The 26435-nt window shown below is 73.7% G+C and carries 18 protein-coding genes and 1 tRNA gene; 12 read left to right on the top strand and 7 right to left on the bottom strand.

Annotated features, from left to right (window positions below; translation table 11 throughout):
- Positions 1-23: 23 nt before the first annotated feature.
- The 8 genes from ACZ6H8_RS07895 (at position 24) to ACZ6H8_RS07930 (ending at position 16281) form a co-directional block, all read left to right on the top strand.
- Positions 24-821: a siderophore-interacting protein gene (locus tag ACZ6H8_RS07895; protein WP_464146144.1), complete on the top strand. Its 798-nt coding sequence runs from the start codon at positions 24-26 to the stop codon at positions 819-821.
- A 198-nt stretch (positions 822-1019) separates the two neighbouring features.
- Positions 1020-2471: a glyceraldehyde-3-phosphate dehydrogenase gene (locus ACZ6H8_RS07900; protein WP_464146146.1), complete on the top strand. Its 1452-nt coding sequence runs from the start codon at positions 1020-1022 to the stop codon at positions 2469-2471.
- 115 nt (positions 2472-2586) lie between these two features.
- Complete coding sequence (locus ACZ6H8_RS07905; protein WP_464146148.1) at positions 2587-2856, top strand: hypothetical protein; 270 nt, start codon at positions 2587-2589, stop codon at positions 2854-2856.
- A 77-nt stretch (positions 2857-2933) separates the two neighbouring features.
- Entirely contained in the window at positions 2934-13316 is a 10383-nt protein-coding gene (locus tag ACZ6H8_RS07910) for a non-ribosomal peptide synthetase (RefSeq protein WP_464146150.1), read from the top strand.
- A gap of 136 nt (positions 13317-13452) precedes the next feature.
- Positions 13453-13668, top strand: coding sequence for an MbtH family protein (locus ACZ6H8_RS07915; RefSeq protein ID WP_464146152.1), 216 nt, complete (start codon positions 13453-13455; stop codon positions 13666-13668).
- Positions 13665-14648 (top strand): ATP-binding cassette domain-containing protein, encoded by a 984-nt coding sequence (locus ACZ6H8_RS07920; protein ID WP_464146154.1) that lies wholly within the window; start codon positions 13665-13667, stop codon positions 14646-14648. The genes ACZ6H8_RS07915 and ACZ6H8_RS07920 overlap by 4 nt, the downstream gene beginning before the upstream one ends.
- Positions 14645-15445: an ABC transporter permease gene (locus tag ACZ6H8_RS07925; RefSeq protein WP_464146156.1), complete on the top strand. Its 801-nt coding sequence runs from the start codon at positions 14645-14647 to the stop codon at positions 15443-15445. Before ACZ6H8_RS07920 ends, ACZ6H8_RS07925 begins: the two co-directional genes overlap by 4 nt.
- Positions 15442-16281, top strand: coding sequence for a 4'-phosphopantetheinyl transferase family protein (locus ACZ6H8_RS07930; protein WP_464146158.1), 840 nt, complete (start codon positions 15442-15444; stop codon positions 16279-16281). Before ACZ6H8_RS07925 ends, ACZ6H8_RS07930 begins: the two co-directional genes overlap by 4 nt.
- Here ACZ6H8_RS07930 and ACZ6H8_RS07935 read toward each other — a convergent pair.
- A complete protein-coding gene (locus ACZ6H8_RS07935; RefSeq protein ID WP_464146160.1) occupies positions 16275-16841 on the bottom strand; it encodes a hypothetical protein in 567 nt (188 codons plus the stop codon). The two genes, ACZ6H8_RS07930 and ACZ6H8_RS07935, sit on opposite strands and share 7 nt — an antisense overlap.
- Positions 16842-16885: 44 nt before the next feature.
- Here ACZ6H8_RS07935 and ACZ6H8_RS07940 point away from each other — a divergent pair, with 44 nt between their 5' ends.
- From ACZ6H8_RS07940 to ACZ6H8_RS07955, 4 genes are all read left to right on the top strand, one after another.
- Positions 16886-18385: a S10 family peptidase gene (locus ACZ6H8_RS07940; protein ID WP_464146162.1), complete on the top strand. Its 1500-nt coding sequence runs from the start codon at positions 16886-16888 to the stop codon at positions 18383-18385.
- A gap of 156 nt (positions 18386-18541) precedes the next feature.
- Complete coding sequence (locus ACZ6H8_RS07945; RefSeq protein ID WP_464146164.1) at positions 18542-19054, top strand: NUDIX domain-containing protein; 513 nt, start codon at positions 18542-18544, stop codon at positions 19052-19054.
- 76 nt (positions 19055-19130) lie between these two features.
- Positions 19131-19204: transfer RNA gene (locus ACZ6H8_RS07950), tRNA-Pro, on the top strand.
- A gap of 226 nt (positions 19205-19430) precedes the next feature.
- Positions 19431-19961 (top strand): hypothetical protein, encoded by a 531-nt coding sequence (locus tag ACZ6H8_RS07955; protein ID WP_464146166.1) that lies wholly within the window; start codon positions 19431-19433, stop codon positions 19959-19961.
- A 6-nt stretch (positions 19962-19967) separates the two neighbouring features.
- Here the strand turns inward: ACZ6H8_RS07955 and ACZ6H8_RS07960 are convergent, their stop codons facing one another.
- The 6 genes from ACZ6H8_RS07960 to ACZ6H8_RS07985 all read right to left on the bottom strand — a co-directional run bounded on the left by ACZ6H8_RS07960 (position 19968) and on the right by ACZ6H8_RS07985 (position 26425).
- Positions 19968-20936, bottom strand: a complete 969-nt coding sequence (locus ACZ6H8_RS07960; RefSeq protein WP_464146168.1) for an NAD-dependent epimerase/dehydratase family protein — start codon at positions 20934-20936, stop codon at positions 19968-19970.
- Positions 20933-23641, bottom strand: coding sequence for an alpha/beta fold hydrolase (locus ACZ6H8_RS07965; protein WP_464146170.1), 2709 nt, complete (start codon positions 23639-23641; stop codon positions 20933-20935). The genes ACZ6H8_RS07960 and ACZ6H8_RS07965 overlap by 4 nt, the downstream gene beginning before the upstream one ends.
- A 7-nt stretch (positions 23642-23648) precedes the next feature.
- Positions 23649-24722: a 3-oxoacyl-ACP synthase III gene (locus ACZ6H8_RS07970; protein ID WP_464146172.1), complete on the bottom strand. Its 1074-nt coding sequence runs from the start codon at positions 24720-24722 to the stop codon at positions 23649-23651.
- A 96-nt stretch (positions 24723-24818) separates the two neighbouring features.
- Positions 24819-25121 (bottom strand): glutaredoxin family protein, encoded by a 303-nt coding sequence (locus ACZ6H8_RS07975; protein WP_464146174.1) that lies wholly within the window; start codon positions 25119-25121, stop codon positions 24819-24821.
- Between the two features lie 38 nt (positions 25122-25159).
- Complete coding sequence (locus ACZ6H8_RS07980) at positions 25160-25525, bottom strand: DUF6804 family protein (RefSeq protein ID WP_464146175.1); 366 nt, start codon at positions 25523-25525, stop codon at positions 25160-25162.
- Between the two features lie 93 nt (positions 25526-25618).
- On the bottom strand, positions 25619-26425 hold the full coding sequence (locus ACZ6H8_RS07985) for a DeoR/GlpR family DNA-binding transcription regulator (protein ID WP_464146177.1): 807 nt from the start codon (positions 26423-26425) through the stop codon (positions 25619-25621).
- Between the last annotated feature and the right edge of the window lie 10 nt (positions 26426-26435).

A 26435-nucleotide genomic window follows, 5' to 3' on the forward strand; every position in this document is an offset into this window, starting at 1 on the left:
CCCGCATGTCAAGGAGCCCCCGCATGGCCGGACCCGCCCGCGTCGCCGCCGTCGCACCTCGCTTCATCGAGCTCGAGGTGCTCGGCAACGAGCAGATCTCCCCGCACCTGCGTCGCGTGACGCTCGGCGGCGAGGACGTCGCGAACATGACGCCGCAGGGCTACGACCAGTGGTTCCGCTTCTTCATGCGGCGCCCCGGCCAGGATGCGCTGCAGGTGCCCACGAGCCCGAAGCAGTGGTTCCCGCAGTACCTCCTCATGAAGGAGGCGCAGCGTCCGCACATCCGCAACTACACGATCCGCTCGTTCCGTCGCGACGTGCAGGAGCTCGACATCGACTTCGTCGTGCACGAGGACCCGGGCCCCGGTGCGCAGTGGTCGATCGATGCGCAGGTCGGCGAGCGCGCCGCGCTGCTCGACGAGGGCCTGCTCTACAACGACGACGGCGTCGAGGGCGACGTGCTCATGGTCGGCGACGAGTCCGTCATCCCCGCGATCGCCGGCGTGTGCGGCTCGATCGACCGCGCCACGCGCGGCATCGCCGTGATCGAGGTCGGCCACCTCGACGACGTGCAGGACCTCGGCCAGCCCGACGGTGTCGACGTGCACTGGATCCACCGCGGCTCCGAGCGGGAGGGCCAGGCTGGCCTGCGCGCGCTCGCCGACCTCGATCTGCCTGCGAACGTCGGCTACGCGTACGCGGCGGGAGAGCAGTCGCTCGCGACCGGCGCGCGCCGTCACCTCGTGAAGCACCGCGGCGTCGACAAGGGCAGCGTGACGTTCACGGGCTACTGGCGCCTCGGCAAGGCGTACGTCTCCTGACGCGCTGACGCGCTGCAGCATCGACGAGGACCCCGGTGAAGAACCGGGGTTCTTATCGTCTCGGCAAGCCTGCGCGCCGTCGACGCGCGGATTCTGCGCCCATCCTGCGCGAGCGCGAAAGGATGGGGAGGTGGCGAGATCCGCCGCACGAGCAGCGCCGACGCGCACGACGCGCGTGGCCGAAGGAGCGAAGAGCGAGTGACGGACGCAGTGCAGCGATCCCAGGACGCCTGGTTGGAGCGCGTCGCGATGGCCGAGTCGGCCATCCCCCTCATCGGCAGGCTGTACCGCGAGCGGAACGTCATCCCGCACGTGCACGGTCGCAAGATCATCAACCGCTCCGCGATCGACGTGCTGCGCGCCCACCGATGGGCGCGTCGCGTCAGCGAGTCCGAGCTCGACGTCGCCCACTCGCTGCTGGCGCTGCAGGTCGCCGACGAGCAGCGCCTGCAGGGCGTCTCGCTCGACCTCGGCCGCCTGCTCGACGGTGCTCCCGCAGACCCCGCCGACCTCGAGGCGTACGTGCGCGACGCGATCGGGTCGCTGCAGTCGTGGGAGCACCAGGAGCCGACCGACGTCGTGCTCTACGGCTTCGGTCGCATCGGCCGCCTGCTCGCCCGCATCCTCGTCGGCCACGCGGGCAACGGCCTCGGCCTGCGCCTGCGTGCGATCGTCGTGCGCTCCGGCGGCGCGAACGACCTCGAGAAGCGCGCGAACCTGCTGCGCCGCGACTCGGTGCACGGGCCGTTCGACGGCACGATCCAGGTGGATGCCGAGGCGGGCACGATCCTCGCGAACGGCACGCTCATCCAGGTGATCCACTCGGACGATCCCGCGACGGTCGACTACGCCGCGCACGGCATCCGCGACGCGATCGTCGTCGACAACACGGGCCGTTGGCGCGACGAGGCGGGACTGTCGCAGCACCTGCAGGCGCGCGGCGTCGCCCGCGTGCTGCTGACGGCGCCCGGCAGGAGCCCGCTGAAGAACGTCGTGTTCGGCATCAACCAGTCGATGATCGCCGAGGACGACCGCATCGTCACGGCCGCCTCGTGCACGACGAACGCGATCACGCCCGTGCTGAAGGTGCTGCACGACGCGTACGGCATCGAGCACGGCCACGTCGAGACGGTGCACTCGTACACGAACGACCAGAACCTCATCGACAACTTCCACAAGGGCGACCGTCGAGGTCGCTCGGCGGCGCTCAACATGGTGCTGACCGAGACGGGGGCGGCGAAGGCCGTCGCGAAGGCGCTGCCCGAGCTCGAGGGGCGGCTCACGGGCAACGCGATCCGCGTGCCCACGCCCGACGTGTCGATGGCGATCCTCAACCTCACGCTCGACGAGGCGGTCGAGCGCGATCAGGTGAACGAGCTGCTGCGACGGGCGTCGCTCAAGGGGCGGCTGCGCACGCAGATCGACTTCGTCGACTCGCCCGAGGTCGTCTCGACCGACTTCGTCGGCAACAACCGTGCGGGCATCGTCGACGGGCTCGCGACGATCGCGACCGGCAGGCACCTCGTCGTGTACGTCTGGTACGACAACGAGTACGGCTACTCGTCGCAGGTCGTGCGCGTGCTCGAGCACATGGCGGAGCAGATGCAGGCGACGCGCGTCGAGCGTCCGCGGGAGCACGTCGACTCCTGAGCCTGGCTCAGCGTTCGCCACGCCCGAGGCCGGTCTGGGATCCAACCCGCGACCCGGTTCGTCCCGAACGACGCTGTGTGCCCAGCCGGGCACGAGACGCTCTGGAGGGAATCCCATGAAGAAGACCACGCGAGCCATGAGCGGCGCCGTCGCGGCAGCCGCACTCACCGTCACGGGCCTCGCCATCGGCGGACCGGCGGCCATGGCATCCGACGGCACCTCCTCCGTGGCATCCGCCTCCTCGTGGAGCGCGCCCTCCGCCGTCGCGACGCCGACGGCCGCCGCGCCCACGAACGCAGCCCTCATCAACGGGCCGCTCATCGACGGACCGCTCATCGACGTCGGCGGCATCCTCAACTTCCTGCAGATCGGCCAGTTCCAGTAGGCCACGCGCCTCACCGACCGACCAGGACCACGAGGCCCCGCGCAGTGCGCGGGGTCTCGTCATGAGGAGACCCACGCGTGACGAGCACGACGCACGACGACCTGCAGCCCGAGCCCACGGGCGCCGACCACCGCATCCCCCTCACCGCCGCCCAGCGCGGCATCTGGTACGCGCAGCAGCTCGACGCCGACAACCCCGGCTACGCCATCGGGCAGTTCCTCGACCTGCGCGGCCCCATCGAGCCGCGGCTCATGCGCATCGCGATGACGAAGGTCGTCGCCGACCTCGACGCCGTCAGCATGCGCTTCCGGCAGGACGAGGACGGCCCGTACGGCATCGTCGCGCGCCCGAGGCCCACCGACGACATGCTCGAGGTCGTCGACCTGCGCGACCAGGGCGCGGATGCCGCGTTCGCGCAGGCGCGCGAGCGGATGGACGCCGAGATGGCGACGCCGCGCGACCTCGAGGGCGACGAGCTCTTCGGCGCGATCCTCTTCCGCCTTGCAGGCGACCGTTCGCTCTTCTTCCAGCGCGTGCACCACATCGTGCTCGACGGCTACTCGGCCGTCATCGCCCTGCGCTACCTCGCGGGCGTGTACACGCGGCTCGCGAAGGTCACGCCGGGCGGGCGCCTGCTCGACCTCACTGCCGGTCCCATCGCGCGGCTCGCCGCCCGCGTCGCCTCGCCGCTGCCGTCGCTCGCGGCGCTGCACGAGACCATCGCCGAGTACGAGTCGTCCGAGCAGCAGGAGGCCGACGCCGCGTACTGGCGCGAGGCGCTCGCCGACGACGTCGCCGTCGAGGGGCTCGAGGGCACGACGGGATCCGTCGCGCGCGAGGTCGTGCGTGCCTCCGTCGCGCTCGACGGGGACCGCACGGCACGCCTGGCGGCGCTCGGGCGCGACCTGCCGAAGACGATCGTCGGCATCGCCGCGCTCTACATGGCGAAGGTGACGGGGGAGGAGCGCGTGTCGCTCGGCCTGCCCGTCACGGCGCGCCGCGGCGTCGTCGCGAAGACCACCCCGTCGATGCTCTCGAGCATCCTGCCGCTGCGCATCGACGTCTCGGCGTCGGCGACGGTCGCCGAGACGATCGCGCACGCGGGCGACGTCGTGCGCGGCGCCGTGCGCCACCAGCGCTTCCGCGTCGAGCGCGTCGACGGCGCACCCACGCACGCGGGACCGTCGGTGAACCTGCTGCCCGTCATCGACGCCCTGCGCTTCGGCGACGCGACCGGCGAGGTGCAGATCCTGTCGACCGGGCCCGTGCACGACCTGTCGATCGTGCTCTCCGGGCTCGAGAGCGACGCCGCGGAGGCGCGGCTGCAGCTCGAGGGCGACGCCGCCCTCCACACGGCGGACAGCCTGCTCGAGCACGCCGAGCGGCTGCTGGCGCTCGTCGACGCCGCGCTCGACGACCCGGAGGGGCTCGTCGTCGCCGACGCATCCATCGTCGACGCGGACGAGGCGCGCGCGCTCGTCGAGCGCGGCGCGGGGGAGCGGGTCGCGCTCGAGGCCGAGACGGTGCTCGAGGCGTTCACCCGCGTCGCCCGTGCCAGGCCGCACGACCCCGCGGTCGTCGCGGACGACGGCATGGTGACGTTCGCGATGCTCGACGCAGACGCCGCGCGGCTCGCGCACCACCTCGTGGCGCAGGGCGTCGTGCCAGGCAGCCGCGTCGCCGTGCGCATCGAGCGCAGCGTGCTGCTGCCGACGCTCGTGCTCGCCGTGCTGCGCGCGGGCGGCGCCTACGTGCCGCTCGATCCGGAGTACCCCATCGACCGCGTCGTCGGGATGGTCGAGGACTCGGACCCCGTGGTGCTGCTGACGAGCACGAGCCAGCTCGAGCGCGACCGCGCCGCCGGCGCGTCGTGGTCGGTGCCCACCCTCGCGGTCGACGCCGACACCGCCACGTGGCGCAGGCGCTCGAGCGACGCGGCGACGCTGCCCGTCGCGACCGGCGACGACCTCGCCTACGTCGTCTTCACCTCCGGCAGCACGGGGCGGCCGAAGGGCGTCGGCGTCGACCGCCTGTCGCTGCGCAACCTGTTCCAGCAGCACCGCGCCGAGATGTTCGACCCCGCGGCCGAGCGCCTCGGGCGTCCGGTGCGCGTCGCCCACACCGCCGGCCTGTCGTTCGACGCCGCATGGGACCCGCTGCTGTGGCTCTTCGCAGGCCACGAGCTGCACATGATCGACGACGACGCGCGCCGCGATCCCGAGCGGCTCGTCGCGCACCTCGCCCGTCACCGCATCGACGCGATCGAGACGACGCCGTCGTTCGCGGAGGCGCTGCTGGCCGCAGGCATGCTCGACGCAGACCGGCACCCCACCGAGATCGCGCTCGGCGGCGAGGCCGTCGGCCCCGCGCTCTGGGATGCGCTCGCCGCACGCGACGACGTGCACGCCGTGAACCTCTACGGCCCCACGGAGACGACCGTCGACAGCCTCGTCGCCGTCATCCGTCCCGGGGAGCAGCCGCACATCGGCGCCTCCGTGCGCAACAGCCGCCACTACGTGCTCGACGCGAGCCTCGCGCCCGTGCCCGACCGCGCCGTCGGCGAGCTGTACCTCGCAGGCACGAACGTCGCACGCGGCTACGTCGGCCAGCCCGGCCTCAGCGCCGAGCGGTTCGTCGCCGACCCGTTCGCGCTCGACGGCTCGCGCATGTACCGCACCGGCGACGTCGTGCGCCGCCGCCGCGACGGGTCGCTGCGATTCGTCGGCCGCATCGACGACCAGGTGAAGATCCGCGGCTACCGCGTCGAGCTCGACGAGGTCGAGGCCGCCATGCGCCGCCAGGACCGCGTGACGCGTGCGGCTGCCGTCGTCGCGGGCGAGGGCGCCACCGCGCGCATCGTCGGCTACGTCACCGCCGACGGGGACCTCGACGGCCTCGGCGCCGCCGTCAAGGAGGGCATGCGCTCCTCCGTGCCCGACTACATGGTGCCCTCGACGATCATGGCGCTCGACGACCTGCCCATGACGCCGAACGGCAAGCTCGATCGTCGCGCGCTGCCGACGCCGGAGCGATCGAGCGCCGATCCCGCGCAGCAGCCCCGCACCGCGGTGCAGCGCATCGTCGCCGAGGCGTTCGCGGAGGTGCTGGGCGTCGACGCCGTCGGCATCGACGAGGACTTCTTCGCCGCGGGCGGGCACTCGCTGCTCGCGACGCGGCTCGCATCGCGGCTCAGCGAGCGGCTCGAGCGCACCATCGCGGTGCGCGACGTCTTCGAGCACCCCACGGTCGCAGCCCTCGCAGCCCGCGCAGGGGACGCATCCGTCGACGACCGCCCATCGCGACTGTCGCGCGCGACGCGCCCCGACCCCATGCCCGTCTCGCTCGCGCAGCGACGCCTGTGGTTCCTCGGCCGGCTCGAGCCGGACTCCGCCGCGTACAACATCCCCGTCGTGCTGCGGCTCGACGGACCGCTCGACGTGGCCGCGCTGCGCGCCGCGTTCGTCGACGTCGCGACGCGCCACGAGCCGCTGCGCACCGTGGTGCCGCTCGTCGGCGACGAGCCCGTGCAGCGCATCCTCGAGGGTGCGGGCGCCGAGCCGCCGTTCGTCGCGATCGACGTGCCCGAGCACCGCGTCGACGACGTCGTGCGCCAGGAGGCGCTGCGACCGTTCGACGTCACGACGCAGACGCCGCTGCGCGCCGTGCTGCTGCGCATCGCCGACGACCGGCACGTGCTCGTCGCGACCATGCACCACATCGCCTCCGACGGCTGGTCGCTCGCACCGTTCGCACGCGACCTCGGTGCCGCGTACCTCGCACGCGCAGCGGGCGCGGAGCCCGCATGGACGCCGCTGCCGGTGGACTACGCCGACTTCGCGCTCTGGCAGCGCGAGCACCTGGGCGACGCGAGCGACCCCAGCAGCGAGCTCGCACGCCAGCTCGCCCACTGGCGCGACGCCCTCGCTGGCGCACCCGACGAGATCGCGCTGCCGCGCGACCGCGCCCGCGGTGCCGCCGACACCGCCGACCCGCAGCAGCAGGGCGTCGGCGAGCTGACGCTCGAGCTCGACGCCGCACGCCACGCCGCCGTGCGCGAGCTGGCGGCCGAGCACCGCACGAGCCTGTTCATCGTGCTGCACGCCGCGGTCGCCGCGATGCTGGAGCAGCAGGGTGCGGGCGACGACGTCGTGCTGGGCACGCCCGTCGCGGGCCGGTCCGACGCGCAGCTCGACGACCTCGTCGGATTCTTCGTGAACACCGTCGTGCTGCGCACGTCGCTCGCAGGGGATCCGACGCTCGAGGAGCTGCTCGAGCGCGTGCGCGCGAGCAACACCGACGCCTACGCGCACCAGGACGTGCCGTTCGACGCCGTCGTCGACGCGCTGCGCCCGCCGCGCGTCGCCGACCGGCCCCCGCTGTTCCAGGTGCTCCTCACGCTGCAGTCGACGGAGCCCGCCACGCTCGACCTCGGCGACGTCGCCGTGACCGTGCCCACGCAGATGACGAGCGCAGGTGTGAAGGCCGACCTGCTCGTCGACGTCACGACCCCCGCAGGCGACGACGGCGCGCTGCTGGTGACGCTCGGCTACGACCGTGCGCTGTTCGACGCGGCGACGGCGGAGCGCATGCGCGACGCCCTCGACCGCGTGCTCGCTGCGTTCGTCGACGCGCCGCACCGCCGACTGTCCGACATCGCCGCCGTCGACGCCGACACGCTGCGCACGCTCGAGGCGCAGGCGACCGGTCGTGCGGTCGACGTCTCCGGCACCGTGCTCGATCGCCTCGCCGAGACCATCCACGCGCAGCCGAGCGCACCCGCGCTCGTCGACGCGTCCGGCACCGCGACGTTCGCGCAGCTCGGCGCCCGCATCGACCGGCTCGCCGCCGGCCTCGCCGCGCTCGGCGTGGTGCTCGGCGACCGCGTGGCGATCGCGCTGCCGCGCAGCGCCGACGCCGTCGTGCTCGTGCTCGGCGCGCTGCGCGCCGGCGCCGTCGCCGTGCCCGTCGACGTCGCCTACCCCGACGCCCGCATCGGCCGGATCCTCGAGGGGGCACGTGCGAGCGTGCTCGTGACGGCGGACCGGGAGCGCCTCGGTGGCATCGCCATCGACGGCGCAGCGCCGCGCATCGTCGCGGTCGCCGACGTCGACGCCGCGGGGGAGGGCGCGCGCGTGCCAGACGCTCCGTCGGCCGACGACCCCGCCTACCTCGTCTACACCTCCGGCACCACGGGCGTCCCCAAGGGCGTGCAGGTGGCGCACGCCGCGCTCGCGACCGTGCTCGCGCAGCACGAGCACGCCATGATCGGCCCCGTGCGCCGTCGGCTGGAGCGGACGCCGCGCATGCTGCACCTGTCGGGGCTCGGCTTCGACGCCGCATGGGACCCGATCCTGTGGCTCGCCGCAGGCACGACCCTCGAGGTCGCCGACGATGCGACGCGCATCGACGCGGAGGCCGTCGTGCGCGCGATCGTCGACCACGACGTCGACGTGCTCGAGACGACGCCGTCGTACGCGCAGCAGCTCGCGACCGTCGGCCTCGTCGACGCGATCGAGCGACGCGGCACGCCGCTGACGCTCGCCGTCGGAGGCGAGGCCGTGCCGCAGTCGCTCTGGGATCGGCTCGCGGCATCCGACGCCATCGACGGCTGGAACCTCTACGGACCGAGCGAGTCGACCGTCGACGCCGTCGTGGCCCGCATCGAGCCCGGCACCGTCACGATCGGCGCACCCGTCGCAGGCGTCACCGCTCGCGTGCTCGACGGCCGTCTGCAGCCCGTGCCGCACGGCGTCGAGGGCGAGCTCTACCTCTCGGGTGCGACCCTCGCGCACGGCTACCGCGGCCGCGCAGGCGAGACGGCGGCACGGTTCGTCGCCGACCCGCACGGCGACGGCACGCGCATGTACCGCACGGGCGACGTCGTCCGCAGGCGCGTCACCGGCGAGCTCGAGTTCCTGCGCCGCGACGACGACCAGGTGAAGCTGCGCGGCTACCGCATCGAGATCGGCGACGTCGAGCGCACGCTCGAGCGCGTCGCAGGCGTGCGTGCCGCCGTCGCGCGCGTCGTCGCACCAGCCGGCCCCGACTCGGCGCGCCTCGTGGCGTGGGTCGTCGGCGACGTCGACGTCGACGCCGCACGGCTGGCCGCCACCGACGAGCTTCCCGACTACATGGTGCCCACGGCGATCGCCGCCATCGACGCCGTGCCGCTCACCCCGAACGGCAAGGTCGACGTCGCAGCCCTGCCAGAGCCCTCTGCGAGCGGCGGCTCCCGCGAGCCCGAGACCGACGGCGAGCGCGCCGTGTGCCGCATCGTCGGCGACGTGCTCGGCGTGCATGACGTCGGCCTCGACGACGACTTCTTCGCGCTCGGCGGGCACTCGCTGCTGGCCGTCGCGCTCATGGGCCGCATCCGCGACGAGCTCGGCGCGGCGCTGCCGCTGCGCACGATCTTCGACGCACCGACGCCCGCCGGGCTGCTGGACGCCATCGGCGACGGCACGGCGGCCGACCTCGACGCGCCCCGCGCCTCCGCGACGCCCGCCCTGCGCGCATGGGTCGCGGAGCACCCGCGCGTCGACGGCGAGCCGCTGCCGCTCTCGCCGAACCAGGCGCGCCTGTGGTTCCTCAACCGGCTCGACCCTGACTCGGCGGAGTACGACGTCGTGCTGCAGGCGACGTTCGAGGGCGACCTCGACGTCGCGGCGCCGAGCGCCGCGATCGACGACCTCGTCGCGAGGCACGAGGTGCTGCGCACGACCTACCCGGAGGTCGACGGCCAGCCGGTGCAGCGCATTCACGAGCCCGTGCCCGGCGTGCTCGGCGACGCACCCGTCGACACGACCGCCGGCTTCGACCTCACCGTCGACCTGCCGGTGCGCGCAGCGCTCGTGCGCATGGGCGAGCAGCGGTGGCGCATCGACCTCGTCATCCACCACATCGCGACCGACGGCGCCTCGCTCGCGCCGCTCGCCCGCGACGTCGCCACCGCCTACGCGGCCCGCGCGGGCGGCACCGCCAGGGTGCAGCGTCCGCTCGCGGTGCAGTACGCCGACTTCGCACGCATGCAGCGTGCGCTGCAGGACGCAGACGGCGGCAGGCACGACGCCTCGCTGGCAGCGTGGACCGAGCAGCTCGCCGGCATCCCCGACGAGCTCGAGCTGCCCGCGGACGGCAGGCGCGCCGAGTCCGCGACGCGCGCGGCCCGGCAGGTGCGCTTCACGATCCCCGCGAGCGTCGCATCCGCGATGCAGGCTGCGGCGACGCAGGGCCGGGCGAGCGGATTCCACGCATGGCTCGCAGGCCTCGCAGGCTTCCTGCACCGCATCGGCGCGGGCGACGACGTCGTGATCGGCTCGCCGTCGGCGGGCCGCACCGACCCCGACGTCGCCGAGCTCGTCGGCTTCTTCGTGAACACGCTGCCGCTGCGTCTCGACCTCGACGATGCGCCGAGCCTCGCCGAGGCGATCGAGCGCGCACGCGCGGCGACCCTGCACGCGATCGAGCACGAGTCGGTGCCGTTCGAGCGCATCGTCGAGGCCATGGCGCCGGAGCGTCGGCTCGGCAGGCATCCGCTGTTCCAGACCATGCTCGCCGTCGAGGAGCCCACGGGCGTCGCGCTCGAGCTGCCGAACGTCGCCACGACGCCCATGACGCCCGACTCGACGGGCGCTGCCAAGGTCGACCTGTCGTTCACGCTGCGTCCGCAGCCCGACGGCACCGTCGAGGGCGTGCTCGAGCACGACGCGACCATGTTCAGCGACCGCGCCGCGCACGGCCTCGTCGAGCGGTGGATCGCCTTCCTCGACTCGGCAGCGCAGGCGCCCGGGCAGTCGCTGCGCGACGCCGTCGTGGAGCCGCGCGTCGACCGGCTCGATGCATGGCCGGCGGTCGACGACGATCGCGTCGGGCTGCTCGATGCGCTCGCCGCGTCCCTGAGCGCCAGGCCGCACGAGCCCGCGATCGTCGCGCCCGACGCCGCGCTCGACGGCGCTGCGCTCGCGACCCGCATCGAGGCGCTCGCCGCGGGCCTCGTCGACGCCGGCGTTGCACCCGGCGACGTCGTCGCCGTGCGCCTGCCGCGCTCGAGCGACACGCTCGCCGCGCTGCTCGCCGTGTGGCGTGCCGGCGCCGTCGTCGCGCCCGTCGACGCCGAGCTGCCGCGTGCGCGCGTCGCCACGATGCTGCGCACCGCACGTGCACGGCTCGTCGTGCACGCCGGCGCGGACGACGTCGACGGCGTCGACCTCGCCGTCGCGGCCGCGGCCGACGCCGACATCGCTCCCGAGCATGTCGTCGACATCGCCACCCTGCACTCCGACGCGAGCCTCGAGCCGCGTGCGACGAGCCTCGACGCGCCCGCATACCTCATCTTCACGTCGGGCACGACGGGCGAGCCCAAGGCCGTGCAGGTGCCCCACCGGGCGCTCGCGAGCCTGCTGGCCAGCCACCGCTCCACGCTGCTGCCGGACGCCGCCGAGCGCCGCATCCGTCTGGCGCACACGACGGGCGTCGGCTTCGACGCCGCGATGGACCCCGTCGTCTGGCTCGCCGCCGGCCACGAGGTGCACGTCGTCGACGACGCGACGCGCCGCGACCCGCAGGCGCTCGTGACGCTGCTCGACGAGCGCGGCATCGGCGCGTGGGAGACGACCCCGAGCTACGTCGCAGCCCTCGCGGCGCAGACGGGGCTCGCCGACGTGCTCGATCGCCGCGACGCCTCCGACCCGTTCGTCATGCTGCTCGGCGGCGAGGCGCTCGACGCCGGGCTGTGGACGTGGCTGCGCGAGCGGCCCGCGGTCGACGCGTGGAACCTCTACGGCCCCACCGAGGTGGGCGTGGACTCCATGGTCGCGCGCGTCGCGGACGCCGCCTCGCCGGAGCTCGGCGCGCCCACGGTCGACACGCTCGGCTACGTGCTCGACGCTCGACTGCGACCGGCGCCCGTCGGCAGCGTCGGCGAGCTCTGGCTCGCGGGTGCGCAGCTCGCGCACGGCTACGCGGGCCAGGCCGGCACGACCGCCGACCGGTTCGTCGCCGACCCCTTCGCCGCCGACGGCAGCCGCATGTACCGCACGGGCGACCTCGTCGTCGTGCGCGACGCCGAGCCGGGGGAGCGCGCGAGCGTCGTCTCGCTCGGACGCTCCGACGGCCAGGTGAAGATCCGCGGTCACCGCGTCGAGCCCGGCGAGGTCGAGGCGCTGCTGCGCGGCGTCGACGGCGTCGCGCAGGCCGTCGTGCGCGCGATCGACACGACGCGCGGCACCGCGCTCGGTGCCTGGGTCGTCGTCGACGACGGCGTCGACGCCGACGCGCTCGTCGCCGCGATGCCCGATCGCCTGCGCGGCCGCGTGCCCGACTACATGGTGCCGGCAGGCGTCGCCGCCATCGCGGCCGTGCCGCTCACGCCCAACGGCAAGGTCGACGCGCGAGCGCTGCCCGAGCTGCGTACGGGCGGCGGCGACGGACGCGCTCCCGAGGGTGCTGCGGAGGTCGCGGTCGCTGCGGCGTTCGCCGAGACGCTCGGCGTCGACGACGTGCGCGCCGACGACTCGTTCTTCGCGCTGGGAGGGCACTCCTTCGTCGCCCAGCCGACGATCCAGGCCGTCAACGCCGCGCTCGAGGCGAGCCTGCCCGTGCAGGCGTTGTTCCAGGCGCCGACCGTCGCAGGTCTCGCCGCGCTCGTCGCCTCCGGCGGCGCGGACGTCGCCGAGAGCCTGCGCACCATCCTGCCGCTGCGGCGCGAGGGAGACGGCGAGCCGCTCTTCGCCGTCCACCCCGCCAGCGGCGTCGCGTGGAAGTTCACGACGTTCGTGTCGCGACTGCAGACCACCCGCCCCATCCTCGGCGTGCAGATGCCCGGCATCGCACCCGACGAGGAGGAGCCGCCCACCGCCGCCTCGTTCGACGAGCTGCTGGATGCGTACGTCGCGGCGATCCGCGCCGAGCAGCCGCACGGGCCCTACCACCTGGCGGGCTTCTCGTTCGGCGGCAGGCTCGCGCACCACATCGCCGCACGCCTGCAGGCGGAGGGCGACGAGGTCGCGATGCTCGCGGTGCTCGACGCGTACCCGACCGCGGGATCCGCGCTCGAGGGCGTCGCGCATCCGGACGACATGTGGCGGGGCTTCCTCGACGCGAACGGCGTCGCGCCCGGCGAGGGCGAGCTCGACGTGCACCGCGTGCTCGCGTTGCTCGACGAGGCCGGCAGCCCGCTCGCCGACGTGCCCGCCGAGGCCGTCGATCGCATGGTGCGCCGGTTCCTGCGGCTCGGCGAGCTGCTCGACGCAGCACCCGTGCCGACGTTCGACGGCGCGATGCACGTGTTCGCCGCGACCGAGCAGGTGCCCGCCAGTCGACCGGAGCCGGAGGCGTGGCAGCCGTTCGCGACGGGTGAGATCACCTCGAGCACGGCCGGGGTTCGACACCAGGACATGCTCTCGGACCGTGCGCTCGACGACGTGGGGCCGGTGCTCGACGGACTGCTGCAGCGATCGTGACCTCCGGGCCCCCGGCAGTCGTGGATGCGACACGCCCGCGAGGGTGAGGACGCCTCGTCTTCGAACCATCCTTCGCGGCGTTCCGAACGACCTCGTGTCGAGGACAGAACGACACCGACGTGAATCGAGGCAGCAGATGACGAACCCCTTCGACGACCAGGACGGCACCTTCCGGGTGCTGGTGAACGAGGCGAACCAGCACAGCCTGTGGCCCGAGTTCGCCGACGTGCCCAAGGGCTGGGTGGCCGTGTTCGGTCCGGCCTCGAAGGCCGACGCCCTCGCATACGTCACCGAGCACTGGACCGACATCGCGCCCGTCGTCGACCGCGCGCAGGGCCGCGCCGCCTCGTGATCTCGATCCAGGGCATCACGAAGCGGTTCGGAGACCATCAGGCTCTCGCGGGCGTCGACCTCGAGGTGCCGGAGGGCACGGTGCAGGGCCTGCTCGGTCCGAACGGCGCCGGCAAGACCACGACGGTGCGCGTGCTGACGACGCTGCTCGACCCCGACGCGGGCGAGGCGATCGTCGCAGGGCACTCCGCCCTCACCGCCGGGCACGAGGTGCGCAGGCGCCTGGGCGTCTCTGGCCAGTACGCCGCCGTCGACGAGAAGCTCACGGGCTTCGAGAACCTCACGATGGTCGGCGAGCTCTACGGCATGCGCAGGCGCGACGCGAAGACGCGCGCCCGCGAGCTGCTGCGCGACTTCCGACTCGACGACGTCGGCGACACGCGTCGCGCGGGCCAGTACTCCGGTGGCATGCGCCGCCGCCTCGACCTCGCGGGCGCCATCGTCGCGCGCCCGCCCGTCGTCATCCTCGACGAGCCCACGACGGGCCTCGACCCCCGCGGACGCCGCGACACGTGGGATGCGATCGCCTCGCTCGCCTCCGACGGCACGACCGTGCTGCTCACGACCCAGTACCTCGAGGAGGCCGACCAGCTCGCCGACTCCATCGCGGTCATCGACGCCGGCCGCATCATCGCGGAGGGCACGGCCACGGACCTCAAGGCGCAGGCGGGCGGCACGCGCATCGACGTCGCGCTGCTCGACGGCGCCGACGTGCACGCCGCACTCGCGGCCGTGCGTGCGACGCTGCCCGACGCTGCCGTCGACGAGCGTGCGCGAGCCCTCACGGCCGCCGCCCCTGGCGGATCCGCCTCCCTGCGCCACGCGCTCGAGGCGCTCGAGCGCGCAGGCATCGAGGTGGCGGAGGCCGCGCTGCGGCAGCCGACGCTCGACGAGGTGTTCCTGCGCCTCACGGGCAGCCCCGCCGCGCAGGGCGACGCCGAGCAGACGCTCGCCGAAACGAAGGAGGAGGTGCCCGCATGAGCTCCATCGTCTCCGCGGTGCGCGACGGCGGCATCGTCGCCCGCCGCAACATCACCGGCGTGCGGCGCACGCCCGGCGCGCTCGTCACGGGCGTCGCGCAGCCCATCATCTTCGTGCTCATCCTCGCGTTCGTCTTCGGCGGCGCGCTCGGGGGCGACGACTACCGGCAGTTCCTCATCGGCGGCATCCTCGCCCAGACGCTCACGTTCAACTCGTCGTTCACAGCCGTGTACCTCGCGAAGGACCTGCAGACGGGCCTCATCGATCGCTTCCGCGCGCTGCCGATGTCGCGGGTGGGCGTCATCCTCGGCCGCACCACGTCGGACCTCGTCACGAGCGTCATCTCGATCCTCGTCATCGTCGCGTGCGGCTTCGCGATCGGGTGGCGGCTCGAGTCGAACGTGCTGCAGATCGTCGTGGTCTTCCTGCTGCTGCTGCTGTACGCGTTCGCGATCTCGTGGATCGGCGCGTTCATCGCGATGACGGCGCGCAGCGTGGAGGTCGCGCAGAGCCTCGGCCTGCTGTGGCTGTTCCCCGTCTGCTTCATCTCGGGTGCGTTCGTGTCGGCCGACATGCTGCCAGGTCCGCTGCGCGTCATCGCCGAGTGGAATCCTGTGACGGCCGTCGCGACCGCCGTGCGGCAGGGCTTCGGCAACGACGCGCCCGACGGCTTCGCGACCGCGGGCGGCTGGCCGGCCGACAACGCGCTGCTGTACGCGTTCCTGTGCTGCATCGCGATCATCGCGATCTTCGCGCCGATCGCCGTCGGCCAGTACCGCAGGATCAGCAAGCGGTGATCGACGTCCTGGTCGCGACCGTCGACGACGTGCATGCGCTCGCCGACCGGCTGGGGCACGCGGTGCCCGGGTCGGCTCCGGGTGCGCGGGCGCTCGTCGACGAGGGCGACTGGGTCGCGGCATCCGGGCGGCTGCGCGCGGAGGACTCGCGGCGCACGCTCGCAGGTCGCGTCGCGCTGCGGCTGCTCCTGGCGGCCAGGCTCGGCCGGCCGATCGTCGAGGCGTCGCACGTGCGCGTGGATCGCACGTGCTCGCAGTGCGGCGCCCCGCACGGGCAGCCACGCGTCGAGGGCCTGTCGGCGTCGTCGTCGACGTCGGGTGCGCACGTGCTCGTGGCGGTCGGCGACGCAGGCGCCCGCGTCGGCGTCGACGTCGAGGTGGTGCGCGACGAGCTGTGGCAGGGCTTCGACGCCTACGCCCTCCACCCCGACGAGCGGGCGGACATGCCCACCGGCGCCGAGGGCGTCTCGGCGCGCATCCGTGCGTGGGCGGAGAAGGAGGCGGTGCTGAAGGCCGTCGGGCTCGGCCTGCGCGGCGCGCCGGCTCGGCTGCGGGTGTCGGGCGTGGAGACGCCGGGCGGGTGGCCGTCGGGGGCGGGGCTGCTCGATCCGGGCGCGTGGCGACCCGTGGTGTCGAGGGGGGTGCGCGATGTCGCCGGCATGTGGGTCACGTCGCTCGCTGCCGCCGCTGACGACGTCTCGGCTGCTGGCGACGCCTCGGCTGCTGGCGCGTGGCGCATGGTGGCGGCGTCTGCACCGCAGCCCATCCGCCGATGGTCGATCGCCGACCTCGCGGCCACGCATCCGACGGCGGCGCCGTCGGGCTCGCCTCAGTAGCCGCAGGCGACCGACGGCTCGGGATCCATGCCCAGCGCTGCGCGGTAGGCGGCGCCCGACGTGCCGAAGGCGTCGGTCGACGCCGTGAAGTCGACGGCCAGCAGGTCGGCCTCGGAGTCGGCGTCGATCGCGACCTGCAACGGCTGCTGCTCGAGCTCCAGCCCTGCGAGCAGCTGGTCGACGGGCCCCGCGAGCGGCTCGGGCCACACGAGGTCGGGGTTCGAGAACGCGGCATGCGCGTTCTGCACGATGTCGAGCGTCTCGCGGGCGAGCCTGACCGTCTCGTCGACGTCGGCGGCGTCGAGCGCGGCGTTGAAGTCGGCGATGCGCGCGTTCCGCGGGCACACGTACGTGAGGTACAGCTGCTCGGCGAGCTCGTCGCTCACGGCACCGTCGGCGCCGATCGTGGGCGCGGGGCCGCCCTGGTCGCCGGGGTCGCCGTCGGCGGGCTCGCTCGCCTGCGGCGACGGCGGCGTCGGCATCTGGATGCACGCGGTGAGCCCGAGCCCTGCCACGAGCGCGGCGGCGGCGATGGCGGCGAGGCGGGGGAGCGTGCGCATGCGGTCCAGGCTAGGCGGCGGTGCTGCGAGTAGGGTCGGAAGGGATGAGCGACGACGCCGAGACCACGCAGCCCGCAGCATCCACCCCCGCCTCCGAGGCCTCGCCTCCTGCCGCGCCGACGGTCGTCGACGAGCTGGTGACGACGCAGCACACGCTGTCGACGCCGCAGGGCGACCTCGCGTACACGGCGAAGGCCGGCCGTGTCGTGCTCTACGCCGACGAGGTCGACGATGGCGTGCGCAAGGGCCGCGTCGCGAAGGCGCAGGTGGGTGTGACGTCGTACACGCTCGACGGCGCCGACCCGCTGACGCGGCCGGTGACGTTCGCGTTCAACGGCGGTCCGGGCTCGGCGAGCGTGTGGCTGCACATGGGCGTGCTCGGCCCGCGTCGCGTCGTCATGGGCGACGCCGGCGACCTGCACGCGCCGCCGTATGCGATCGCCGACAACGTCGAGACGTTGCTGCACGAGTCCGACCTCGTGCTCATCGACCCCGTGTCGACGGGGCACTCGCGGGTCGTCGACGGCGGCAAGGCCAAGGACTTCCACGGCTTCACCGCCGACGTCGAGTCGGTGGGCGAGATCATCCGCCAGTGGGTGACGGCCGAGGGGCGATGGCTCTCGCCGAAGCTGCTCGCCGGCGAGTCGTACGGCACGACGCGGGCGTCGGCGCTCGCGGAGCACCTGCAGGGCTCCGGCATGTACCTCAACGGCCTCATGCTCATCTCGGCGGTGCTGAACTTCGCCGTGCACGACTTCAAGCCCGGGTCGGATGCCGCGTATCCGCGCTTCCTGTCGTTCTACGCGGCGACGGCGCACTTCCACGGCAAGCACCCCGGGCGCACGCTGCAGGAGGTCGTGGCGGAGGCTGAGGCGTACGCCGCACGCGACTACCCGTACGTGCTCGCGCGCGGGTCGCGGCTGACGGCGTCGGAGCGAGCGGAGGCGGTGTCGACGCTCGCGCGGCTCACGGGCGTGTCGGAGGACTACGTGTCGCGTGCCGACCTGCGCCTCGAGCACTGGCGGTTCTTCGGCGAGCTGCGCCGCGACGAGGGCCTCACGGTGGGCCGCATCGACTCGCGGTTCACCGGCTCCGCCGTGTCTGGCATCGCGGAGCAGCAGGATGCGGATCCATCGATCGATGCGATCCTCGGCCCGTACTCGGCGACGTACCAGCACTACCTGCGGGCCGAGCTGGGCGTGCAGGATGCATCGCCGTTCCACGTGTTCGGGCCGGGCGTCATCCAGGAGTGGTCGTACAAGGAGTTCGAGAACTCGTCGGTGTCGGTCATCGACCGCCTGTCGCGGGCGATGCGCCAGAACCCGCACCTGAAGGTGCACGTGGCGTTCGGCTACTACGACGGTGCGACGCCGTTCGGCTGCGCCGAGGACGACCTCGCGCACCTGCAGATCCCCGAGACCCTGCGCGCGAACGTCGAGCGCCGCTACTACGAGGCCGGCCACATGATGTACGTGCACGAGCCCTCTCGCGTGCAGCAGGCGGCGGACCTCGCGGCGTTCGTGCGGAGTGCGACGGCGCGCTGAGGTCGCGATTGGCGACTCCCGTCGCTGAGTGGTGATCCCCGCCCGGGATTGGTGGCGTGGGGAGGGGATTGGCGGCCCCTGCGCGCGTGTCGTCGCCAATCGTCAAGGTGCGGAGCAGACCGGCCGCGCGTGACGCGGGAGCGGTAGCGTCGGGGGATGCCCGACCGACCGCTGCCGCCCTCGCACCTGCGTGATCCGGCGAACCGCGATCCTGCGGATGCGTGGGTCGAGCTGCCCGACGGCCGTCGCTTCTGGGGCCTCGCGGGCGCCGCGGGTCTGCTCGTGTGGCTGCCGGCAGAGGATGCGGTGCTGCTGCAGCTGCGCGCCGCGTGGGGGCACCACGGCGGCACGTGGGGGCTGCCGGGCGGTGCGCGCCACTTCGGCGAGCCGGCGCTCGACGGTGCGCTGCGTGAGGCCGCCGAGGAGGCGTCGGTGCCGAGCGACTCGCTCGAGGTGCTGTTCGAGCACGTGCTCGACCTCGACGTCTGGTCGTACACGACGGTCGTCGCCCGTGCGACGCGCCGCTTCGAGCCGGTGATCGGCGACGCGGAGTCGGATGCGCTGCGCTGGGTGCCCGTCGCCGAGATGGATGCGCTCGACCTGCATCCCGGCTTCGCGGCCGCATGGCCGGGCCTGCTGGCACGGCTGCGCGAGCGATTCGCGGCCTGACAGCCCAAACGTGTCCACGGGGCCGTCTGGAAGCGGCTAGACTCTCCAAGGCCCGGTCGCGAGACCGGGTGAGCCACGGGCTGTGGCGCAGCTTGGTAGCGCACTTGACTGGGGGTCAAGGGGTCGCAGGTTCAAATCCTGTCAGCCCGACGGCGAGAGGCCTCATTCCGACTTCCACTCGGATGGGGCCTCTCTCTTCGTCGAGGCGTCGAGGATGCGCCCAGGGAGCGCGGCTACGGTGCTCGCAGTCGCCGGCACGAGCCTGCGCAGTCGTCGAGGGAGCGCACGTGGCGGTCGCAGCGGTCTCGCCCGAGACGATGTTGCAGGAGACGACGCGTCGTCTGCGGTCGAGCCCGACCACGATGCGAGCACGCGCGTGAGCGCGGCCGCGGTCGCCGAGTCCATGGAGGCGCCGGTCGAGCTGTTCTCGCAGCTCGCCGTGCTCGATGCGGCGGCGCTGACCGGGCACCCCGACGCGGCGGCCGACCTGCTCGCGATCGCGGATCGCGCCCGCGAGGCGAAGGCCGCGCTCCGCGCTGCGGAGGTGCCCTCCCCGGGGCCGAGGCCGCCGATGACGTTCGCGCCGCGCTGGATCCCGAGGACGGTGCGGATCTTCATCGACCTTCGTCATCACGTGCTCGACAAGCGCCGCTGGGCCGAGCACGATCGTGCCGTCGACGCGCGTCGAGCATGGTGGCGCAGGGTCCATGCACTCGAGGGCGCCGTGGAGCGGGAGGCGACTGCCTGGCGCGACCGGCTCGACCCGCACGCGCGCCGCGCCGCCACCGACGATCTCCACGCCGCACTGCAGGTGCTGGAGGAGCGAGGTCTGCGCTCGGCCCTCACCGAGGGCCAGCGGCCGCCCCTCGGATGGTGCACGCTGCGCGCATCGCTCGCCCACGACTGACGCGGCTCAGCGCGCGTACGCCGCCTCGAGCCTCGCCAGCCCCTCGTCGAGCGTCACCGTCGGTGACCAGTCGAGCGCGGCGCGGATGGGGCGCTGGTCGAACCAGTGCGCCGTCGAGAGCTGCTCGGCGAGGAAGCGCGTCATCGGCGGCTCGTCGGCGCCCGGGCGCACGGCCCACACGCGCTCGACGAGCGAGCCCGCGGCGCGGCCCAGCCCGGCCGGGATCGAGCGCCGCGGCACCCGCACGCCCGCCGCGAGGCAGATGCCCGCCATGAGGTCACCCACCGGACGCGGCTCGCCGTTCGTCAGCACGAACGCGCGGCCACGGGCATGCTCGGCGCGGCGCAGCGCTGCCACGATGCCGGAGGCGGCGTTGTCGACGTACGTCGAGTCGACGAGCGCGGTGCCGCCGTTCAGCAGCGGCAGCCTGCCGCGGCGCGCGCGGTCGACGATGCGCTCGGTGAGCTGCGCATCGCCCGGACCCCACACGAGGTGCGGGCGGATCGCGACGACCGGCATCGCCGCCGAGTCACGCGAGAGGGCGAGCAGCTCGGCCTCGGCCTTCGTGCGGGCGTAGTCGCCGCGGGCGTGCTCGGGGGAGGCGGGCTCGGCCCCGACGCCGATGAGGGCCGACCCCGCGTGGGCGACCGACGGCGACGACACCTGCACGAACCGCGTCACGCCAGCGGCCGCGGCGGCGTCGAGCAGCGACCGCGTGCCCTCGATGTTCACGGCGCGGAACTCGGCCGGATCGCCCGCGAGCGACACCTTCGCAGCCAGGTGCACGACGCCGTCGACGCCATCGACCGCGTCCGCGACCGCAGGCGCATCTGCGATCGAGCCCAGCACGTCCACGGCGCCCTCGACGCCGGAGGGGCGGCGCTGCAGCGTGCGCACCGTGTGCCCGTCTGCGACGAGCTCGGCGGCGACCGCGCGGCCGAGGAACCCCGACGCGCCCGTCACGAGCACGATCACGGTGCGCCCACTCGCTCGCCCGCCAGCAGGCGATCGGCCCACGCCGACAGCGCCGTGCGGTCGATCTTCGAGTTGTGGCGGATGTCGGTCGGCAGCGACGGCACCTGGAGCACCGCCACGAGCGGCACGCGGCTCGACGCACGCACGGCATCCGAGAGCGATGCGTCGGCGAGGCCTGCACGGGAGGCGCCCGCCGTCGTCTCGACGACCGCGACCGCCTGCTGCAGCCCCTTCGGCCCGACGCCCACGACCGCGGCGCGGCGCACGCCCTCGACGCGCTCGACGTCCTGCTCGGCGCCGACGGGCGCGAGGGGGCCGTCGCTCGTCACGAGCACGTGCGGCAGGCGGCCCTCGATCCAGAGGCGGCCGGAGGCGTCGAGGTGACCGACGTCGCCGGTGCGGTGCCAGCGGGGGGTCGGCCCCTTTCGAGACGGTCGCTGCGCTCCCTCCTCAAGGAGCGGAGAGGAGAGCCCCGCAACCCGGTCGGTGAGCGCGAGCCGGTCGTAGCGCTGCTTGAGGTGCGGCGCGGAGACGACGATCTCGCCGAGCACGCCCGGCTCCGCGGAGGGGGCGCCAGAGGGCAGCCCCGAGGCGTCGAGCGCCGACACGAGCACGCGGTTCGCGCCGAGGGGCGCACCGACGCACACGCCCGCATCCGCAGCATCCGAGACGGCGCGGATGCCCTCGAGCGTCACGTCGGTCACGAGCAGGCACTCGGTCATGCCGTACGGGGTGTGGGGCGTCGCGTTCGGCATGAGCGCCTGCGCAGACGCGAGGAGCGAGGGCGCCACGGGCGCGCCGGTCGACAGGAACGTCTGCACCCCCGCGAGCACCTCTCGATCGGAGGCCGTCAGCGCATTCGCGGTGGCCACGACATTGAGGATCGCGGCGGGGGAGAGGAACACGATGCGCCCCGACGATGCGCGCACGGCGGCCGCGACGGTACGTGCCGTGAGGGTGCGCGGCGACGAGACGTCCATGTCGGGCGTCGCCGAGCGCGTGCCGAGCGCGGGGCCCAGGAGCGCGAACGGCGCGAAGCCCGTCACGAGGCCCGTGTCGGCCGTGATGGCGAAGTGGTCGGCGAGCACGTCGCGCAGCGCCGACAGCTGTCCGTGCCGGTACACGACGCCCTTCGCGGGCCCCGTGGAGCCGGAGGTGAAGAGGATGGCGGCCTCGTCGTCGGCACCGGGCTCGGCGGGCAGCGGTGCGTCTGCGCCGAGCGCGGCGATCTCGCCGAGGCTGTGCGACACGTCGAGCGCCGCGGCGGCTACGGCAGGCAGGCGCCGTGCGGAGATGCGCAGGCCCGGCCAGCCGAGCGCTCGCGCCGCCGTGAGCCCCGGCACCTCGCCGATGACGACGTCGGGCCATGCGCCGCGCACGGCGCGTGTCAGCCCACGAACCCCGAGCCCCGCATCCGCGACGACGACGACCGCGCCGATGCGCAGGCACGCGTACAGCACCGCGGTGAGGGTGGGGCCCGGCGGCACCAGCAGCGACACGCGGTCGCCGCGGTGCACGCCGATGCGCGACAGCCCTGCCGCGATGCTGCGCACGCGATCGTCGAGCTGCCGCCACGTGACCTCGCGAGGCGGCTGCCCGCCGCGCACGGCCATGTCGATCACGGCGACGTCGTCGTCGCCTGCACGCGCGCCGAGCCCATGCCAGATGGGCACGAACGGCGCAGCGGCGTCGGTCACGGCAGGTTCCGCGTCGACGGCAGCCGCAGCGCCGCGCGGCAGCCGATCGCCCAGCCACGTCGTCACGGCGTCGGCGTACGGCCGGTCCTCGGCGATCAGGTGCCCCGCACCCTCGAAGCGGTGCACGTCGGCGTGCGGCAGCCGGTCGACGAGGTCGTCGAGGTAGCGGTCGGAGAAGATCGGATCGCGCGGCCCCCACAGCATGAGCGCGGGCACGCCGATCCGCGCGACGCCGGCAGCGATGCGCGCGAGCTCGGCGTGGCTCTCGTGGCGCGCGTCGACGGGGATGTCGGCGACGAAGCCGCTGATGCCGCCACGGCGGGCAGTCGACGCGTACGGCGCACGGTAGGCCGCGCGCACGCCGGCCTCGAGCGAGGGGGAGGCGAGCGCGAGGGTCGTGTCGAGGAACGCCGTCGTGCGCACCGTCGAGGCGGCGAGCATGCCGCGTGCGCCCGCGAGACGCAATGGCGCCGGGATGGGCACGCCATCGGGATGATGGATCGCGGTGTTCAGCAGCGCGAGACCCACGAGCGACTCGGGGTGGTCGACGGCCCAGCCCATCGAGACGACGCCGCCCCAGTCGTGGCCGATCGTGACGACGGGGCCGCCCAGTCCGATCGCGTCGGTGAACGCGGCGAGGTCGGCGACGCGCTGCGCGAGCGGCCGGTGCAGGGCCGCACCCCCGGACGATCCCGTGCGCTCCGACCAGCCCATGTCGAGCTGGTCGACGGCGACGACGCGCCACGCATCCGCGCCCGCGGCGGCTGCCTGCACCGTCGCGCGCGCGAGGTCGCGCCACAGGTACGACCACGTGGGGTTGCCGTGCACGGCGAGGATCGTGCCGACGATGGGGGCGCCGAGCTCCTCGAGCACCGCTGCGGTGTCGAGGCAGTGCCACCCGCGTCGCACGCCCGCGTCGGCACCGACGCCTGCCACGTCGACGGTGCGGCTCCACCGAGGGTCGAGGCCGGGGAGACCCTCCGGCGGGAGCGTGGCGGGCTGCGTCATGCGCAGATCACCACGCGAGCTCCAGCATCGCCGTGTTGAGGCCGGATCCGACGCCCATGAGCAGCACGCGGTCGCCCTTGGCGAGCGTCGCCTGCTCCTCGACGAGCGTGATGGGGATCGATGCGGGGCCGACGTTGCCGAGGCGCTCGTACGTCGTGGGCACGCGCGAGCGGTCGAGCCTCGCGGCCTTCACGATCGCGTTCGTGTGCACGGAGGAGACCTGGTGGGTGATGTAGCGGTCCATCGTGGCCCAGTCCCACTCGCTCGCCGCCTCCTTCCACGCCGAGACGACGAGGTCGAGGCCGCCCTTCAGCAGCGCCTTCGCATCGGTGAACATGCCGTCGACGCTGCCGACGCACAGGTCGTGGAACTGCGTGGCGGCGCGTGTGACGCCGCCGAGGATGCGGTGCCCGTCCGGGTGCTCGTCGGCGCGACCCAGCACGGCCGCTGCGGCACCCGAGCCGAGCGTGAGCGAGGCGAACTCGCTCATGAACGCCTCGCGGTCGCCGTCGGCGTCGACGAGGCGCCGGATGGTGTTGGTCTGGATCTCGTCGGCGTCCTCGCCGTTGACGACCATCGCGTACCGCACCTGGCCGGACTCGATCATGCCCGCCGCGAGGCTCAGGCCGCTCACGAACCCGAGGCAGGCGTTGGCGACGTCGAAGTTGATCGCGGAGCTCGGCAGTCCGAGGCCGTTGTGCAGTCGCACCGCGACCGACGGCTCGAGGTGCGGCCGCGACACGGAGGTGTTGATGATGAGGCCGATCTCGGAAGGATCGACCCCTGCCTCTGCGAGCGCACGCCGACCGGCGTCGACCGTCGCGTCGTCGGACGACTCGCCCTCGGCCCAGTTGCGTCGCTCGAGCACGCCTGCGACGCGGCGCAGCAGCCCTGGACGCAGCCGCAGTCGTGCGAGCGCAGCAGCGAGACGCCCCTCGATGTCGTCGGACGACGTCACCCTGCTTGGCAGGGTGCTCGCGACCGACAGCAGGGATGCGTTGTCGAAGCGGGTGGTGGCGTTGCCGGCCACAGGACCTCCGTCGCGCGAGCCCGACTGGCTCGCATGGTCAAGAGCGACCATTTTACGCCCCTCCCTGCAGTCCTCGTGCGGCATGTGCCCTTCGTGCGCTCGTGTGCCAGGATGCACGGCTGCCCAGCGGGCGCCGCGAGGCGCGCGTCAACGGCCTGCGAGCGCGCGCTCGGCGGCGACGAGCACCTGCGGCACGGTCGGCACGCCTGCGGCGCGCAGCAGCTCGATGCCATCGGCGTCGCGCACGATCGTGGTCGGCGACTGCGTGATGCCGTGCGCCTCGCCGACCTCGGGCTCGAAGGCCAGGTCGTGCTCGGTCACGACGGCGCCCGGCACGAGCGACGCTGCCCGCTCGAGCACGGCGCGCGTCTGCCTGCACGCGCCGCAGAACGACGTCGTGAACAGCTCGAGGCGCACGAGGGGCGCGTCGGTCGTGGGGTGGGAGGTCACGATGGATGCAACCGCGCCGCGCACGTGGCGATTCCGGGTCACTCCTCCCGCGGCGTCTTCACGAGGACGCCGGCGGTGAGGAAGAGGAAGCCTGCGACGACGTGCGCGCCGATCCACCACGGTCCCGCCTGCTCGAACGGGTAGAGGGGGTTCCACGCGACGGCGATGGCGGCGAAGAGCGGCACCCACCACCAGTGGCCTGCCTGACCGGCGAAGTACGCCTGGATGACGGCGAGGATCGCGACGACGAAGAGCACGGCGATGTGGATGTCCTGGCCGAGCAGGGCAGGGCCCACGAAGCATGCGGCCGCGCCGAGGATGCCGGGCGCGAGCGCGTTGCGCTGGAACGCCGGCTCGGCGGCGGTGCGGCGGTCGCGGCGACCTCGGCTGCTGGACGACGGCATGTGGCTCCTCGTGATGCGACGGGACCCCTCGATCCTGCCGCATCCCGGCCGCCTCGTCCGCGCTCGCTGCACGCGGCATCGCCTGACGTCCGCTTAGTCGGCGAGGCGCACGTCGATGCCCGCCTCGCGCAGGCTCGTCGCCGCGTCGGCGTCGAGCGCGGCGTCCGTCACGACGGCCTCGACCTCGTCGAGGCGCAGCGCACGGTACTTCGCGAATCGGCCGTACTTCGACGCGTCGGCGACGAGCACCGACCGCTCGGCGACCTCGATCGCGGCGCGCTTCGCCTCGACCTTCGCCTCCACCGGCGTCGTCACGCCGTGCTGCAGATCCCACGACGACGACGACACGAACGCGACGTCGATCGACAGCTCCGACAGCACGAGCCGCGCGAGCCTGCCCATCGTCGACAGGTTCGAGCGCTCGACGCGGCCGCCGACCGCGATGAGGTCGATCGAGGGATGGTCGAGGAACGCCTCCACGGTCGCGAGGTCGTTCGTGACGACCGTGAGGTCGCTCACGTCCTGCAGGTAGGGGCGCATGGCCTGCACCGTCGTGCCCGCATCGAGGTAGATCGTCATCGTGTCGCGCACGAAGCCCGCCGCGGCACGCGCGATCGCATCCTTCGCGGCCACGTCGACGCCCGCCTTCTCGGCGCGGCTCGGCTCGGCGAGCAGCCGCGGCGCGAGCTTCGCGCCGCCTGGCGTGGATGCGACGCGGCCCTGCTCCTCGAGCACCGCGACGTCGCGCCGCACCGTCATGTGGCTCACGCCCAGCAGCTCGGTGAGCTGGCGGAACGACAGCACGCGCTCGCGCTGCAGGTGCTGCACGATCGACTCGCGACGCTGCTCGGGGATCAGCGGTGCCGCCGCGGTCATCGAGCCACCCTTCGTCGGACGCATGCGTGACTGA

It is taken from the genome of Agrococcus sp. AC640b (assembly GCF_979255995.1).

Excerpts from the sequence above, each read along its gene's own strand:
- ACZ6H8_RS07895 (WP_464146144.1), top strand. The coding sequence starts at position 24 with ATGGCCGGACCCGCCCGCGTCGCCGCCGTCGCACCTCGCTTCATCGAG.
- ACZ6H8_RS07905 (WP_464146148.1), top strand. The coding sequence starts at position 2,587 with ATGAAGAAGACCACGCGAGCCATGAGCGGCGCCGTCGCGGCAGCCGCA.
- ACZ6H8_RS07915 (WP_464146152.1), top strand. The coding sequence starts at position 13,453 with ATGACGAACCCCTTCGACGACCAGGACGGCACCTTCCGGGTGCTGGTG.
- ACZ6H8_RS07925 (WP_464146156.1), top strand. The coding sequence starts at position 14,645 with ATGAGCTCCATCGTCTCCGCGGTGCGCGACGGCGGCATCGTCGCCCGC.
- ACZ6H8_RS07935 (WP_464146160.1), bottom strand. The coding sequence starts at position 16,841 with ATGCGCACGCTCCCCCGCCTCGCCGCCATCGCCGCCGCCGCGCTCGTG.
- ACZ6H8_RS07940 (WP_464146162.1), top strand. The coding sequence starts at position 16,886 with ATGAGCGACGACGCCGAGACCACGCAGCCCGCAGCATCCACCCCCGCC.
- ACZ6H8_RS07945 (WP_464146164.1), top strand. The coding sequence starts at position 18,542 with ATGCCCGACCGACCGCTGCCGCCCTCGCACCTGCGTGATCCGGCGAAC.
- ACZ6H8_RS07965 (WP_464146170.1), bottom strand. The coding sequence starts at position 23,641 with ATGACGCAGCCCGCCACGCTCCCGCCGGAGGGTCTCCCCGGCCTCGAC.
- ACZ6H8_RS07970 (WP_464146172.1), bottom strand. The coding sequence starts at position 24,722 with ATGGTCGCTCTTGACCATGCGAGCCAGTCGGGCTCGCGCGACGGAGGT.
- ACZ6H8_RS07980 (WP_464146175.1), bottom strand. The coding sequence starts at position 25,525 with ATGCCGTCGTCCAGCAGCCGAGGTCGCCGCGACCGCCGCACCGCCGCC.
- ACZ6H8_RS07985 (WP_464146177.1), bottom strand. The coding sequence starts at position 26,425 with ATGCGTCCGACGAAGGGTGGCTCGATGACCGCGGCGGCACCGCTGATC.